Origin of the sequence: Phyllobacterium ifriqiyense (assembly GCF_030817885.1) — a bacterium.
GTDB classification, from domain to species: Bacteria; Pseudomonadota; Alphaproteobacteria; order Rhizobiales; family Rhizobiaceae; genus Phyllobacterium; species Phyllobacterium ifriqiyense.
This window is the reverse complement of sequence record NZ_JAUSZT010000003.1, coordinates 1,739,232-1,754,269: the sequence shown is the minus strand read 5'-3', so window position 1 is coordinate 1,754,269 and position 15,038 is coordinate 1,739,232. Positions and strand designations below refer to the sequence as shown.

Genomic DNA, 15,038 nt, shown 5'->3' with positions numbered 1-15,038 from the left:
AAAGCGATACAGAACCGCAATGCGATGATACGTTGCAGGGCTTGGCTAACGCAGCAAATCCAAGCATGATTGTGAACACCTTACCGATTCCGGGAATTCAAATGCGCTATTCAGCCTTCAGCCTGCTTAAAAATGCCCTTAACGGCAACAAGGACTGGAAGCCTGCATGGCGTAAACCTGATCCGAAACCTGCTTATGATGTGGTTATAATCGGGGGCGGCCACGGACTTGCGACGGCCTATTATCTTGCAAAGGAACATGGCATCCGCAACATAGCCGTGGTGGAAAAAGGCTGGCTCGGATCGGGCAATATCGGCCGCAACACCACCGCTATCCGCTCCAATTACCTCCTTTCTGAAAATCAGCATTTCTATGAAGCGTCGATGAAGCTGTGGGAAACCATGTCCCATGACCTCAACTATAATGTGATGTTTTCGCAGCGCGGTGTGGTTAATCTCGCTCACTCCCTGCCGCAGCTCGACGTCTATGCAAGGCGCGGCAACCAGATGCGGCTGAACGGTATCGACGCAGAACTGGTGACTCCGGTCCAGATCAAGAAATTGATACCGGGCCTCGATATCAGCAGTTCGGCGCGCTTTCCCATTATTGGCGGCTTGATGCAGCGCAGCGCGGGTACGGCGCGGCACGATGCCGTGGTTTGGGGCTATGCGCGGGCTGCCGATCAACTTGGCGTCGATATTATCGAGAACTGCGAAGTGACCAGTTTTCTGAAAGACGGTGATCAGGTTACCGGCGTCATGACGACCCGCGGACCGATCAATGCCAAAAAGGTTGGCTGTGCGGTGGCGGGCAATACGAGTGAACTCATGCGCCGTGCAGGCATTGATCGTTTGCCGCTTGAATCACATGTGCTGCAAGCATTTGTTTCGGAAGCGTTGAAGCCCGTCGTCGATACGGTTGCAACTTTTGGCGGGGGGCATCTTTATTTCAGTCAGTCCGACAAGGGCGGGCTGGTTTTTGGCGGCGACATTGACGGTTACAATTCCTATGCGCAGCGTGGCAATCTTCCGGTTGTTGAAGATGTCATGAGCGAATTCGTCGCGCTTATCCCGGCTCTGGCGCGGGTCAAGTTGCTGCGCTCGTGGGGCGGTATCATGGATATGAGCATGGACGGCTCACCCATCATTACCACGGGACCACTCCCTGGCATGTATCTGAACACCGGCTGGTGCTATGGCGGCTTCAAGGCAACGCCGATTTCCGGCAAATGTTTTGCCTGGACAATTGCCCGGGATGAGCCGCACCCTCTCTCCGCGCCCTTTACGCTGGATCGCTTCTATCGTGGCTATGTCGTAGACGATAAGGGGCAAGGCCCCACGCCAAGGCTGCATTAGAGCTGATCGGAAAACGCTGGAACTACCTAAGAAGCCTGCCGCTCGGCTTCTTCACGCAATATCTCGCGCAATGCTGCAATCTCGTCCAACATCTCTTCGATATTGGAATTGTCGTGTTCACGGGGGGCAATATGGGCGTCGGCATAGGCATAAAGGAACTCGGCGATTGCCACTTCATCCTCAAGCTCGGATGAGGTTCCGCTGCTATGCACACGTTCAATGGCAGCACCCAATCGCGACTTCTCCGGCGAGGAAGCCTCATCGCTGGGCGAAGGTTTGGTTCGCCTGCCATTTCCTGTTGGGCGAGGCTCCGTTGGCGAATTTCCCGCACGAAAACTTTCAATCATGCCAAGCAGGATCGCGATACCAAGGCCTGCGAAAAGCCCCCCGAGCAAACCTGCGACAGCCACAAGCTTGCGCGACCCGCCCGTGCTTTCGAGTGCAGGCCGTGCAGGAGAAATCACGCGTATATTGGTGGTGTTGACGCCTTCAAGCTCACCGGTTTCCTTGGCACGCAGGAGAAACGCTTCATAGACTGCACGCTTGGCCGCAACTTCGCGCTCGAGTTCACGTAGTTTGACCATCTCCTGATTGTTGGAGGCGGTGCGCGCCTTTAACTGGTTCAGGCGTGTCATCAACTCCTGTTCTTGCTGTTGAGAGCGCTTGAGTTCCGTTTGCACCGATGAGGCGATGCGCTGCAATTCATTGCGGATTTCACTGCGGATACCACTGACTTGCGATTGCGCCTGAATGAGTTGCGGGTGGCGCGGTCCAAGCTTGGTGGCAAGGCCATCGGCCTGCTGCTTTAACGCACCATATTGCGAGCGCAGGGCGACAATGACGCCTGAGCGAAATTCTTCCGGCAGAGTATTGCCAAGCACACCATCAACAGAGGTACTGCGAATAGATGCTGCCTGCGCGTTCAGCCGGATTGTCTGGTTGCGCGCGGCTGTCAATTCATCATTGGTGCGCGTGATTTCGTCGTCGCTGATCAGCCGTCCCTGAACATCAACGAGGTCATTTTCAGCCTTGAACTTTTGAACGGCGTTTTCAGCCTCTTCGACCCCTGCCCGCAGGTCATTCAGCCGGGCTGTCAGTGCCTCTGTGGCCTGTCTTGCCGTATCGGACTGAATATTGCCCTGCTCTTCACGGAAGACTTCCGACACGGTATTGGCGATGAGTGCGGATTTATCCGGATCGCGTGAATCGACCGTGATGTTGAAAATGTAGTTCTTGGTGCTGCGCTCGACGTTCAAATGCTCATAAAGATTCCGAAGGAGCAGAGTCTCTCGTGTCGTGGCATCAGGCGTGCTGTCAGTGGAAAACAATTCCCTTATCGTAGCAACCAGCCCGCGCTCTTTCAGATCACCATTAAACTCCGGATCTTTGGCAAGACCGGCCCGGTCTATCACTTTCGTCAACACGCTGCTCGACTGGATGACACGCAATTGACTTTCAGCAACGGCAAGCGAGGCGTCGAGAGGAAGTTGGGTTGACGAAATCTCCTTGTCGACGATTTTGAGGTCACGAGGGTCAACAAGCAATTCAACCGTGGAGGAATACAGCTTGGGCAGGGTCATGGCGTAACCGACGCCCAGCAAAGTCCCAATGAGCGTCGTCGCCACAATTAATGATTTAGACCGGCCAACTCTGTTTATGACAATACGCGGATCGACCAGAGGCCGCCATTCATCATCCTGATAACTGGTATTTTGAGGTTCTGACCGGGCTGGTTCCGGCCGCCGCAAAGGAGAAAATACCGGCTTCTCAAACGGCACCGGCTCTTCAATTACCGGCTCGGTAATTGGGGGAATGGGGACTCGAGGCACGTCCGCAGGCTTGTTGTTCGGCAGCAGGTCGTCATAGGTCGCCTCGGGCATGCGAACTTCGCTTTCGGCAGCATCAACGCGGCGATTGAGCTCGGCCTTGATCGCCGCCATATCGGCGCGCATACGGTTTATGGCATCCTGCTCGGCTGCCTCATCACTGAGATTTTCCGGGATATCATTGAGCGGCGGCTGGATAGATTCGGACTCAGCGGCAAGGCGTAAATTGCGCATTCTATGATAATGATCGAGATTGGTCTCGTTGCGCACAGATGATGCAGGCCCAGCTGGCGATGGCTGTGCCTCCAAGCCCTCCTCGCTGGCAAACGAGAGCAGCGAGCGCCGCTTTACCGTCTCGTTTTCGCGACTAGTCATCCGCAACTGAACTCCAACATCTCAACCCAAATGCGATCAATCGCGGATGCTGAGATCCACGGTTAATCCACACTAAAGTTCTATGGAAAATAAAACGTTAATTGTCATGGCACCTTCCGGCTTACAGGGGAGTCATATCAACACGCAACTCAAATCCCGTGGCCTCAGCGTATCGTCGCAAAGTTGCAATAGAGGGGGAGACCCTCCCGCCTTCGAGCCTTGCAATTGCGGACTGCGTGGTTGCCATGCGCTTGGCCAGTTCTGCTTGAGTCATTTTGGCCTGGGTTCGGCTGCGAATAAGCAACTCTATCACCGAATATTCCAAATCTGCTTGTTTGTAATGCTTCCGGAATTCCGGATCATTCATGTATTTTTCTTTCAGTTTCCCGAGAGTTTTCATGTTTCCACCTCATTCATCCGCCGATAGGCCAATGCCAACGCATTTCGGGGTGTCCGTTGTGATTTTTTTACAAAGACATGCAAAATCACAATTCGCCTGCCTGTTACAGCCACGTATAACCCTCGTGCTATTCCTTCCGGTGCCTTGGCGCGAAGCTCCCACAGCTTTCCATCAATATGTTTTACATGGGGCTCTCGCATGGCTTCGAGCCCTATACATTCCACCATCTCCATAAGGCGGGTCAATCGCGCCTGCAACCAGAAGGCAGTGCATCCATCTCCGCTTCCGCCGAGCCTAGAATTTCAACAGACCAATCCATTTCAGTATAGCCTATATGATATAATTTTGAAATATGATGCAGAGAAAATAAGAAGCTATCTTCCGCAAGCGCCATTTACAATTGCTCCAATACGAGCCGTTAAGCCTTTTACGCTAAATCATTGAAACATTGTTATGCAGGATATGAAATTGGTCGTTCGGCACGTGAAAGCCAATGCGGGGCTCATCCGCGACTATTTCTCGGTGATCAGCGGATCGGCGGGGCGGCTGGTTATATCGCTGGCCTATTTTGTCGCGCTGGCCAACACGCTGACAATTGCAGAGTTTGGACTGTTCGCCACAGCATCGGCGACCGGCGTGGTACTTTCACGCCTTGTCTCTTTCGGTTTTGTCTCGCCGCTTTACCGTATCTCGACGGTGAAACCGCAGTTAATCGGTGCATATACGGGCGGGTTTCTGGCGGCCGTCATCATATCTCTACCGATCTTCATACTCGCTGCCTATCTGGCTCATCTGGTATTTTTCGGTGCCGATCTTGCGCTTGGAACTTTTGCCGTCATTGTCGGCACTGAGGCCCTGCTCTGGCGCTCCATGGAAGTTGTCGTCATTGTCAATAATGGCCTCAACCGATTTGGCCGGGCAGCGCTGCTTGTCATTATCGGCACGGCATTACGAGCCGGTGCAGCGGTATTATTTGCATTTTCCAGCATTGCCAATCTTGCCATCTGGAGCTGGTGGTATGCAGGCGCCAATGGCATTGCCCTGATCATTGCCATCCTGTTTTTCTATCCGAGAGTGCGGTTGCGGCTGGTGCCGAAACTTTATCGCCGCAGGCTAAGTGACTCATTTGCGGTCACCGGCGCGGAAGTATTGTTCTATGTTCAGTCAGAACTGGACAAATTGCTGGTTCTGGCTGTTGGCGGACCGCAGACAGCCGGTGTGTACACGATCATCATGCGTCTCGTTGATTTGACCGCGCTGCCGGTGCGCTCTTTCAATATGATGCTCGTTCAAAAGCTGATGCGCACGCCCGATATGCTCAAGTCGATGAAAATCCGTGGCGGGTTGGAACTGGGCGTGTTTCTGGTCTCGACTCTGGGCTTGGCCGCGCTAGCGCTTTTCCTGCATATTTTTCCACGGGCCCTGGGCGACAATGTTGCATCAGTGGTTGCCCTGCTGCCCTTGGTCATCCTCGTACCGGGCCTGCGCAATCTCGTTGAATACCAAGCGGAAATACTCTATGCCCGCGGCCAATCGGGTTTGAGGGCAGTCAATCTTGCCGTGCTCGGTATTATCAAAGCGGGGCTGCTGTCCTGGCTTTTGGTGACATTCCTTGAGGTCAATGACTGGCTTGTCTGGCTCAACGCAATGTTCGTAGTGATCTATATCGCTTCTACCGCGCTCACCTACAGTGCGATCAAGAAACCGGCGCGCCGCGTCTAAAAGAACAGTTTGCGAATGCGATCGGTGCCATCACCAAGAAATGACTGAATGCCGATTGCCACCTGATAAGGTGCCATTTCCTCAACGAATTTCACCAGTTCGGCATCGGTTGGCGCGGGTGCCGACCAATGAATCCGGCAGAATTCGCGGCCATCATGGTAATGGCCCTTGGCATTCAAAACTTCATCGACATAGCGGCCATAGATCATGCATTCTGAAAACTTGCGTGTGCGGCCAATAGCTGCCACCCAGTGCTTGCCGCTGCGCTTCTCTATGAGATTGCACATGCCGATCACCGCATCGCGCCGCCATGCAATGAGGGTTCCAATGTAATCATGCCCCGCAATACTAACCGGCGTCACGCCGAGCAGATTTCCCGAATTTTCCGACCAGATGAGCTGATCGCCCGGGACTGGCCGCAACAGATCACCATCGCGCCGGAACAGCCGCATAGTGTTACCGCGCCAGAACGAAGCACAGTCAAACGGTTTGAGAAAAGTCACGTCTGAATCAATGTAGATCAGCGCATCATCATCTGTATATTTGGCAATAGCGATGCGCCGCAACTGCTGCATATGCCAGCCACGCAACGGCATGGTTTTTGGCGACAGCCAGATACGGCGCCTGCCAAAATTCGTGGGATCAGGAAAAGGCCTTATCCAGCCGGGTAAAAGATCGTTTTCATCGATGATGATGCGGTTGGGCGTTTCGAGCTGCTTGAACAAAGCAATATCGCGGTGCTCTACCAGGATATAATGCTTGGTATAGCCCCTCACAAAACGGTCAATGGTCTCGCATAGAAGTTGGCAACGCCGGAAATCCGGCGCATAACTCGCGGTAACCAGTGCGTTCTTCAATTGCGACCCCTTAATTTTGCTCGCACGACGCGTAGCAGAAAAAGCGGGTTGCCGACAACATAGCGGCGCCACAAACGTCCCGGTTCCTGGGCTAGACGATAAAGCCACTCAAAACGCATTTTTTGTATGAGCAGCGGAGCGCGAGGCACGGCGCCCGCCATGAAATCGAACAATGCGCCGACGCCTAATGCCACGGTGCAATGCTGTGCCGTCAATTTTTGCGCCATGAATATTTCCTGGCGCGGAACGCCCATCGCGACAAGAAGAATATGCGGCGAGAAGTCGTTCAATGATTCCAGGATACGCGGTTCATCTGCCGCGTTAAAAAACCCGTCGCTGATCACGCGAATCTCGTGCTGAGGAGCGATCTGCCGGAACTTGCCCGCCGCTTTTTCAACGACATCCGGCCTTGCGCCAATCAGGCCGATGCGCAGCGGATTGATTTCGGCTTGCAACAGAGCGGGCGTAAAGTCTGTTCCATTCAAATTGGCGGGAAACGGTGAGCCATGCAGAATCTTTGCGGCGATATCTACGCCGATGCCATCGGGTAGAACCAGAAAACTATCCAGCGCTGCGCGAAATCCGGCATCTGTTTGTGCAACATTGGCGTTGTGAGCATTGAGCCAAGTGATGAGCGTAAAATCATGCGTGGCAATGCACTGGCGCAGCAGATCAATCGCTTCCTGCCATGGCAAAGCAATAACAGACACGCCGAGAATAGAGCGGCTGGGTAAAGCGCTCATGCTCATTTCACCGCTTCAATTCGGCCAAGGCCGAGCTTTAGCTGGCGATCAAAGCGGGCCTGTTGCGCTTGCCGGAAAACTTTACCGGAGCGGATCATATCTTCGCCGGACCGTACCTTGCGAACCATTTGGCTGACAGCCTTGGCGAACACTACCGGATCGTCCGCCACCACGCAGTTGTCCGGTATATCGGCAATGCCCCGTATAGACAGCGCTGTAGCGACACTCGGTAAGCCCAGCTCAAACGTTTCGATCGTTTTCAGCTGAACGCCTGTTCCCGCCCGGCTGATCAATGGAATCACCGCGCAGCTGCGAACAAAATCCGTTGCGTCCGGCACGCGCCCAGCAAAATTTACCTTTGGCCATGCCGCTTTGAGATCAGCCGGGATGCTGCCAGCAACTGTAATACCAATATCATTGTCCAGATGGGGCGCTACTTCGCGCAGAAACCATTCAAGGCCAATACGATTGGGCTGCCATGTCCACGTGCCTATCAGGCCCAAATCATGTTCAATCGTGCGGCTGGACATTTTCGCCGGGTCCGCTTCAGTTACCAAAGGCAAAGCGGCGGCACGATCAGTTGTATCAAGTTGCAATGCGGCTATGTCTTCATCAGCCAATGTAAAGACGAATGCAGCACTATCGCAAAGGCGCTTTTCCAATCCTGCCAACAGCCGGGATTCGCGATCGAACAGATATTTTTGTATCGGGCTCGTCGCGGCCTCTGCGTTTTCGCGAGCGGAGCGGTGCTCGACATTATGGGCGATGAATATTTGCGGCTTGCCGGTAAAACAATCTTCGAAAGCACCCGCAAGCGCCACACCATTCAATATATAGGCGTCGAATGGTTCCGCAGAAGCAAGTGCGGCTCGAAACTTTGCCCTGGTAATGATGCGCAGTTTTACTGAGGATACGGTTAGTCCTGTGAGCACGGCCTTGCCCAGCCAACGCAATTTGCGGCTAAAGCTCGCCGTATCGTTTCTAACATCCACCTCGCCGAGCAATATTGTATTTTCCGGATCAAGCGGCGTGCTGCCCGGCCAGACAAAGCCGATTACCGTGACCTTTACGCCAGCGCGCTTCAGCCCATCGATAATTGCCTTATTGGCTATTTCATAGCCGGTGGCCGGTTTACCGTCCGGGACGATAGATGTGACGAAAACTACATGCATTGCGGCTCGAACGTAATGAAATATTGAACAAGTGTCTTCTATATCCTCATATAGATAAATAACGGATAAATAGCCCCGTGATGAAACTGAACGGCCACGACAATATAAGTATCGTCATGCAGTCGCCCGGCCTTTCGCCGGAAACGATTGACGTTGTTGTTACTCTGCCAACCTTCAAGCGGCCCGATCACCTGCTGAGAACCCTCGCCTCGCTCAAGGAACAGGCAACAGACCGGTCATTTGCAATTATTGTCATGGAGAATGAGGCGGAGAAACGCGAGGGCGCGGCTGTCGCTTCACCGCTGTTCGAAAGCGGCGACTATAGTGGCTTGGTAATCGTCGCGCATGATCGCGGCAATTGTAATGCCTATAATGCCGGTTGGCAGACAGCGCTGGAAATCTTCCCGAACTTCACATCCCTGGTGGTGATCGACGATGATGAGATCGCGGCCCCCGATTGGCTCGAAAATCTTTGCAGAACGCGCGAAGCCTATAATGTCGATTTTGTCGGCGGCCCTCAAATCCCGATATTTGCAAAGCCGGAACACCAAATATGGGCAAAGCATCCTGTATTCAGCCCGCATTATGATACAACCGGACGCGTGCCGATTATTTACTCCTCGGGCAATCTGCTGATTGGGCGAAATGTGCTTGAGGCGATGCCTTTCCCGTTTCTCGACCTCACCTTCAATTTTATGGGTGGCGGAGATTCTGATTTTATCAGCAGGAGCGTGGTCAAAGGCTTTACCATTGCGTGGTGTGCAGAAGCGCCCGTCTATGAAACCGTGCCTGCCCGGCGCGTAGAAGCTGGCTGGATCAGAGCACGCGCTTTGCGCAATGGCGTCATCTCAAGCCTCATCGAAAAACGCAAACGCGCTGACGAACCTTTGGGCAAGGTAAAGACCGTTTTGAAAAGCCTTGCGCTGCTTGCAATTTCGCCTTTTCGCGCCGCGCTGAAAACAGCGCAAACCGGCTCGCTATCTATCGGTGTCTATCAAATTTATATTGGGCTTGGCCGCGTCTTGGCAGAATTCGGATATTCGAATGAGCAATATCGGCAACCTGAAAAGAACTGACGCGCCTATGGCGATACCGATGCGGCTTGTCGCCAGCCTTCTTGCCGGGCTGATTTTGTGTGTTCTGCTTGTGTCATTCCGGCCATTTCAACCGGCGAGCACTGCCATTGCCGGGGGCGGCGGTGATCTGGTCAACCAGCTGGGTTTTGGCGCCCTTGGCGGCGTTTCAATTCTTGCGATGATTGTGTTGGCTGATCCACGCCGTCTGCTTTCTCTTGCAAGCCCGCTGTGGGTCGTCATGTTCGGGTTTGTTTTTCTTTCAACGCTTGTTGCTGTCGATCCCGGTGCGGCACAACGTGCGGTCATCTTCACCATTATCGGGGTATTATGCGTCGTTGCTGTTCTGGCGCTTCCACCCGACATGGACGGCTTCTCGCTTGCTCTGATTATTGCTGCAACGGCAGTACTTGTTCTGTCCTATGTCGGATTGGTCGTCGTACCCGATCTCGCCAAGCATACGGCGGGTGAAATAGAGTCTGAACATGCCGGACTTTGGCGCGGTATTTTTGCCCATAAGAATGTTGCCGGGCCCGTCATGGCCTCCTTCGCCTTTGCAGGCATTTATCTCATTCGCCGTGACTGGCGAAAAAGCGGGGCAGCAATTTTGGTATTTGCGCTGGTCTTTGTTGCGCATACTGGCTCCAAAACATCCACTGCGCTGGTCCCCATGGTGATCCTGCTTGTCATGGTTCCAGGTCTATTCGGATTACGAATACTGACTGCGCTGCTCATCGTGGCTGCGCTTGCAGTCTTTTTCTGTTTCACCATTGGCACGCTTTTCTTTCCTCCCCTACACGATCTACTGGTTCAAATGGGAGCCGATGCGACCTTTACGGGCCGAACATCAATATGGCAGTTTGGTCTTGAAAAGCTCCGCGAAACGCCATGGCGAGGCTATGGACTGGAAAGCTTTTGGGAGGCGGCAGTTGTCCGGCAAGCGGAAAACCCATATTATCTGGACTGGGATGTCCGAGGCATAGTTCATGCGCATAATGGCTATCTGGATATTGCCATTGCTATGGGCGTTCCCGCGTTGATTTGCGCGATGGTCGTTCTGGTCGTGCTTCCGCTTGTGGACTATGTGCGAACTTTGAGGAAACGCGAGAATATATTTCTCTCCGATTTTCTTATGATGTGCCTGACCTTCTCGCTTATGAATGCCTTTCTTGAGAGCTTTTTCTTTCGCCGGGCGGATCCTGTCTGGTTGATTGTCGTCATGGCCTGTTTCGGATTGCGCATGACGGCCCGGGTTCCATTGCAATCGCGTTCCTGATTTTGACGGAAGCCAGTTGACCGAAGCACCCGGACCGGATCAAAGTGCCGCCCATTCAAATGGAGAGAAAAAATGTCCGATAATGTGGTTCTGGTTGGATGCGGCAATATGGGTTTTGCCATGCTTAAAGGCTGGCTGGACGCCGGGATATTGCAGCCTGACCAGGTCACTGTTGTCGAGCCAACCCCTGCCCTTCTCGAACGCGCTGCAAGTTTGGGCGTGAACGCTGTTGATGACGCATCAAAGGTTGAGGACGATCTCGCACCGCGTATCATACTTGTCGCGGTGAAGCCTCAGGTGATGCGCGACGTGCTTCCTGCCTATGCGCGATTTGCAGGAACATCGACCTTTGTCAGTGTGGCAGCGGGAATAAAAGTAGCATTCTTTGAAGAACATCTCGGCGCAAGCGCAGCGATCATCCGCACCATTCCCAATACGCCGGCAGCAATCGGCAAGGGCATGATCGTGACATTTCGCAATGCCCATGTCGCAGATGATAATGCAGCATTTGTTGACCGGCTGCTTGAAACCAGCGGCGCCGTGGCCGCAGTGGATGATGAAAGTCTGATTGATGTTGCAACAGCCGTTTCAGGATCGGGACCGGCTTATGTATTTCATTTCATAGAAGCGCTGACAGAGGCTGGTGTCCATGCAGGGCTTGAACGGAAGACCGCAGAAATACTGGCCATGCAGACAGTGTTCGGAGCAGGCGCATTGGCCGCTTCAAGCGAGGATACGCCGACAAAGCTGCGGGAACAGGTAACCAGCCCGAAGGGAACAACGGCCGCCGCCCTCGATGTCTTGATGGGTGCAGACAGGCTTAAAAACCTCGTGATCGAAGCGGTTTCCGCTGCACATAAGCGTGCTGTCGAATTGGGTAATCAGGCATAGAAATACGACCGGAAGTTTCCGGTCGTATTCACTGACTTTGCTGGAGGCAAAGAAATTTGGATTAGCTCGGCTTTTTGGTGACGAGCGTCAGCAGCCCTTTTGAATCGAGGCTGGCTATCACAACTGCTTCGGATGTGAGGCCTTTTTCCTTCAACGCGGATGTTACTTCCGGCGATTTATCGATGGAAGAACGCAGTTTCTTTACGTCTTCGTCGCTGCGCTGAGCAACGGCATCGTTGACCTGCGTTTTGGTGGCATCCGGCAATTCATTGATATCGACAATATTGATGGTCGTGATCTGCGGTGCCCCTGTTTGAGCTGGCGCTTCAGGTGATGGAGCAGCAGCGTTTGGAGCGGTCTGCGTAGCTGTCTGGGCATAAACGGCCGAAGTGGCCAAGGGGAATGCCGCGCAGAGCGCGAGCACTATCATCTTTCGCATCGTTTTTCCTTTCAGATGATTGGCGAACGATCATCTATTGATGATGCCCGCCACTTCACCTGCGAAATTCGATCTCAACCAGTCGATGGCCGGGTTTTTTCAAGGCAATATTGCGGCAAAAATGTGTCCGCCATTTATGCCAACAGACCAACCGGCGCGGGCGTCCTATCATGTCCAATCATTGTTTTGGCCAGAATTTCATATGACCGCACCCGCGCCTTATGCTCGAAAATATGGCCCGTAACCATGATCTCATCGGCGCCGGTACGATGGATAAACTCTTCGACACCGGTCTTGATGGCAGGCGCGGCACCGACGACAGAACAGGATAGAGCTTGGCGCAGAATCGCCTTTGCATGCAGATCAAGCGTTTCTTCATAGCCCTGAACAGGCGCTGGAAGCGGTCCGGGATTTCCGGTACGCAAATTTACAAAGGCCTGTTGCTGGGATGTTTGCAAAAATTGGGCTTCTTCATCGCTCTCAGCGGCAAATACGTTGAGACCAAGCATCACATAGGGTTTGTCGAGATAGCGAGATGGCTCAAAACGCGCGCGATAAATTTCGATTGCGCGCTCCATTTCCGCTGGTGCGAAATGGGATGCAAAAGCATAAGGCAGCCCCAATGCGGCAGCGAGCTGAGCGCCGAAAAGGCTGGAGCCCAAAATCCACACGGGAACATCAAGTCCCGCACCAGGAACGGCTATGACGTGCTGGCCGGGTTGAGGCTCGCCAAAATAACTCAGCAATTCGACGACATCTTGCGGGAACCCATTAATATCCTGATTGAGATTACGGCGAAGCGCCTGAGCCGTGATCTGATCCGTACCCGGAGCGCGGCCAACGCCAAGGTCAATGCGGCCAGGGTGAAGAGAGGCAAGCGTGCCAAAAGCTTCGGCGACCATCAAAGGCGAGTGGTTGGGCAGCATGATACCGCCCGCACCAAGGCGAATTTTGGAGGTCCCCGCTGCAACATGCGCGATCACAACGGCTGTCGCCGCACTGGCAATGCCGCGCATACTGTGATGCTCGGCAAGCCAAAGACGATGATAGCCAAGGCGCTCGGCATTCTGCGCGAGATCCAGTGAGTTACGAAGAGACTGCGCGGCAGTGCTGCCTGCTGCAATCGGTGAAAGGTCGAGGACTGATAATGGGATCATGAGCTGAATATAGGCCGCGACAAACGCTACACAATGAGGCCACGCGATTTCATGATTCACAAAAATTGAACGTCGATTAAATCGGGATCTTGTTAAATCCTGTTCTTATCCGACTGTGCCGCTGCGAGAGGAAGCCAAGCGCAACTCCATGCCAACAACGGGGCGTCTTTCCTGTGAAAGCTGTTCATCGGATTCGCGAATGGCGGTTTCAATGAAATAGGCAATCATTTCAAAACCCTCATCATCTGCAAGAGCGCATAACCGGGAAAGCTCTGCTTTCAGAACTTCCAATGTCTCGGTCCTCTTATTCATGCCTGCCGCTCCCACAACCCAAAGTTGCGGGACCCTAATACCACATTTGGCATTTTGAAAAGACTAAATCTTGCATGGACCACAGATTTCGTTAGTAATTTACAGTAAAATTAATTTCAAATTTTATCATGTTGCATGCAACCCTATGAGATCATTCAGTACCGTACTTGCTCAATTAAAAGCTAGACATTTGCACTTCAGGAGTTTCACACATCTTTTTTGATCCGGTCTTGGTGGCATTATCAATAATACCAGAGGCGAGGTCGGAAACGACTTCAACAGCGATATCTTCCGGCAAACCGGTCTCCGCCATGCCGGCCCGCATAGCTGCCTCACTTGCTTCAGTACCAGTACCGCAAATATAGGCCTTGGCTTCCAATACAGCCGCCCTTTGGAACTTCTTATTACTAATATCGCCGCCCTCACCTTCAGTTTCCAGAGACCCCTTGATGCTGAAAGCATGACTTGTCATAACAGGGGCGAATGCCAGAAACCCTGTCGTAAGCAATATCATTGATGATCTTAAAAGGTGCATGATTCGCCCTTTCCAGCCATATTCCAAAGCGCGGCAGTTTGCCGTTTTCAACCTCGTCAACCTATTATAAACGATGCGGAGCCGTTTGCGTTCCCCGAGCCTCTTCAACTGGCTGTGATGTCTCGCTTAAAACCAAGCAAAAATGTTGCATTGCACCAACTGCAATGCTGCTATGCAATATTGTCTGTATTAAATCACGGTGATTGAGTTATTTTCAGATCAGGAATTTTCGACAGCGTCACCTCCTCCCGACCCTGTCGAAACGGACGGTCTCTTCTCCTCCCAGAAGACCCTCCATAACCAACGAAACCCACCGCACCTCCTCCCGCGGTGGGTTTTGTTGTTTCTAGGCCTCAGGCTGCGCGGGCGCAGAACGGCCATCCAACTGCTAGCTTCCCATGGAATTGTTCAAAACCTTGCTTCCACAGTGGATTGTGCCAGTCAGGTCATTGCGGGATAGCGGCCACAATCGAAACTTCATTCTCGGATGCTCGCCTGGCTCTCATTCAAATAAAAATGCCGTTTCAGTTCTTGCGAAACGAAACGGCATTGTAATCAGGCCATAAAACGTACCAGGGCTTATTGCTTGCCCGTCTCCAGTTTGCGCCTTGCGACGCTCTCTTCGAGGGTCAATTTCTTTTCAGGCTTTGCGCGTTCGGTAAGAGACTTCGGCGGTGGGACAAACGAGACGTCCTTGACCGGCGAATTAGCGGGAACGCCACCAGTCGAACCGGTTGTGCAACCAGCAATGACGATTGCTGAAAGAATAATCAAGGTAGGTGCAACTCGCATTCAACTTTCCTTTTGCATAAAACGCCATTGAGTGGCGCAGGCCTCAAGCGCTGCGAATTTGACATTTGCTTCCCATCCGGTCGCAAACTCTTATGCAAATGTCAAACCCGTAA

17 protein-coding genes are annotated in these 15,038 nt (G+C 53.0%); 5 read left to right on the top strand and 12 right to left on the bottom strand.

Annotated elements, in window-relative coordinates; all coding sequences use genetic code 11:
* The first annotated feature begins 101 nt into the window (after window positions 1–101).
* Window positions 102–1,355 (top strand): sarcosine oxidase subunit beta family protein, encoded by a 1,254-nt coding sequence (locus QFZ34_RS16195; protein WP_307282845.1) that lies wholly within the window; start codon window positions 102–104, stop codon window positions 1,353–1,355.
* Between the two features lie 26 nt (window positions 1,356–1,381).
* Here QFZ34_RS16195 and QFZ34_RS16190 read toward each other — a convergent pair whose 3' ends face one another.
* From QFZ34_RS16190 to QFZ34_RS16175, 4 genes are all read right to left on the bottom strand, one after another.
* Complete coding sequence (locus tag QFZ34_RS16190; protein WP_307282842.1) at window positions 1,382–3,556, bottom strand: GumC family protein; 2,175 nt, start codon at window positions 3,554–3,556, stop codon at window positions 1,382–1,384.
* 121 nt (window positions 3,557–3,677) lie between these two features.
* The gene (locus QFZ34_RS16185) at window positions 3,678–3,956 is read right to left on the bottom strand and encodes a helix-turn-helix domain-containing protein (protein WP_307282839.1); all 279 of its coding nucleotides are present in this window, start codon (window positions 3,954–3,956) and stop codon (window positions 3,678–3,680) included.
* Complete coding sequence (locus QFZ34_RS16180) at window positions 3,953–4,156, bottom strand: type II toxin-antitoxin system RelE/ParE family toxin (protein WP_307286383.1); 204 nt, start codon at window positions 4,154–4,156, stop codon at window positions 3,953–3,955. Before QFZ34_RS16180 ends, QFZ34_RS16185 begins: the two co-directional genes overlap by 4 nt.
* A 41-nt stretch (window positions 4,157–4,197) precedes the next feature.
* Window positions 4,198–4,350 (bottom strand): hypothetical protein, encoded by a 153-nt coding sequence (locus tag QFZ34_RS16175; protein WP_307282837.1) that lies wholly within the window; start codon window positions 4,348–4,350, stop codon window positions 4,198–4,200.
* Between the two features lie 68 nt (window positions 4,351–4,418).
* On the opposite strand from QFZ34_RS16175, the gene QFZ34_RS16170 reads away from it, so the two are divergent.
* Window positions 4,419–5,678, top strand: coding sequence for a lipopolysaccharide biosynthesis protein (locus QFZ34_RS16170; protein WP_115051595.1), 1,260 nt, complete (start codon window positions 4,419–4,421; stop codon window positions 5,676–5,678).
* Here the strand turns inward: QFZ34_RS16170 and QFZ34_RS16165 are convergent.
* From QFZ34_RS16165 to QFZ34_RS16155, 3 genes are read right to left on the bottom strand one after another with little or no spacing between them, the layout of a single operon-like run.
* Window positions 5,675–6,535: a DUF6492 family protein gene (locus QFZ34_RS16165; RefSeq protein WP_307282832.1), complete on the bottom strand. Its 861-nt coding sequence runs from the start codon at window positions 6,533–6,535 to the stop codon at window positions 5,675–5,677. The two genes, QFZ34_RS16170 and QFZ34_RS16165, sit on opposite strands and share 4 nt — an antisense overlap.
* Window positions 6,532–7,278: a WecB/TagA/CpsF family glycosyltransferase gene (locus QFZ34_RS16160; protein WP_307282830.1), complete on the bottom strand. Its 747-nt coding sequence runs from the start codon at window positions 7,276–7,278 to the stop codon at window positions 6,532–6,534. The genes QFZ34_RS16165 and QFZ34_RS16160 overlap by 4 nt, the downstream gene beginning before the upstream one ends.
* A gap of 2 nt (window positions 7,279–7,280) precedes the next feature.
* Window positions 7,281–8,450: a glycosyltransferase family 4 protein gene (locus QFZ34_RS16155; RefSeq protein ID WP_307282826.1), complete on the bottom strand. Its 1,170-nt coding sequence runs from the start codon at window positions 8,448–8,450 to the stop codon at window positions 7,281–7,283.
* A gap of 77 nt (window positions 8,451–8,527) precedes the next feature.
* On the opposite strand from QFZ34_RS16155, the gene QFZ34_RS16150 reads away from it, so the two are divergent.
* The 3 genes from QFZ34_RS16150 (at window position 8,528) to proC (ending at window position 11,690) form a co-directional block, all read left to right on the top strand.
* Window positions 8,528–9,526, top strand: a complete 999-nt coding sequence (locus QFZ34_RS16150; protein WP_370878799.1) for a glycosyltransferase family 2 protein — start codon at window positions 8,528–8,530, stop codon at window positions 9,524–9,526.
* Window positions 9,495–10,799 carry an O-antigen ligase family protein gene (locus QFZ34_RS16145; RefSeq protein WP_307282822.1) on the top strand — a complete coding sequence of 435 codons (1,305 nt, stop codon included), beginning with the start codon at window positions 9,495–9,497 and terminating at the stop codon, window positions 10,797–10,799. Before QFZ34_RS16150 ends, QFZ34_RS16145 begins: the two co-directional genes overlap by 32 nt.
* Window positions 10,800–10,871: 72 nt before the next feature.
* Window positions 10,872–11,690 (top strand): pyrroline-5-carboxylate reductase, encoded by an 819-nt coding sequence (gene proC, locus QFZ34_RS16140; protein ID WP_307282818.1) that lies wholly within the window; start codon window positions 10,872–10,874, stop codon window positions 11,688–11,690.
* A 61-nt stretch (window positions 11,691–11,751) separates the two neighbouring features.
* On the opposite strand, the gene QFZ34_RS16135 is transcribed toward proC, so the two are convergent.
* From QFZ34_RS16135 to QFZ34_RS16115, 5 genes are all read right to left on the bottom strand, one after another.
* Window positions 11,752–12,129 (bottom strand): hypothetical protein, encoded by a 378-nt coding sequence (locus QFZ34_RS16135; protein WP_307282814.1) that lies wholly within the window; start codon window positions 12,127–12,129, stop codon window positions 11,752–11,754.
* A 134-nt stretch (window positions 12,130–12,263) separates the two neighbouring features.
* Complete coding sequence (locus tag QFZ34_RS16130; protein ID WP_307282812.1) at window positions 12,264–13,286, bottom strand: LLM class flavin-dependent oxidoreductase; 1,023 nt, start codon at window positions 13,284–13,286, stop codon at window positions 12,264–12,266.
* A gap of 105 nt (window positions 13,287–13,391) precedes the next feature.
* Window positions 13,392–13,598, bottom strand: a complete 207-nt coding sequence (locus QFZ34_RS16125; RefSeq protein ID WP_115051270.1) for a hypothetical protein — start codon at window positions 13,596–13,598, stop codon at window positions 13,392–13,394.
* Between the two features lie 175 nt (window positions 13,599–13,773).
* Entirely contained in the window at window positions 13,774–14,112 is a 339-nt protein-coding gene (locus QFZ34_RS16120; protein ID WP_307282810.1) for a hypothetical protein, read from the bottom strand.
* A gap of 600 nt (window positions 14,113–14,712) precedes the next feature.
* Window positions 14,713–14,925 carry a hypothetical protein gene (locus QFZ34_RS16115; protein WP_307282808.1) on the bottom strand — a complete coding sequence of 71 codons (213 nt, stop codon included), beginning with the start codon at window positions 14,923–14,925 and terminating at the stop codon, window positions 14,713–14,715.
* Between the last annotated feature and the right edge of the window lie 113 nt (window positions 14,926–15,038).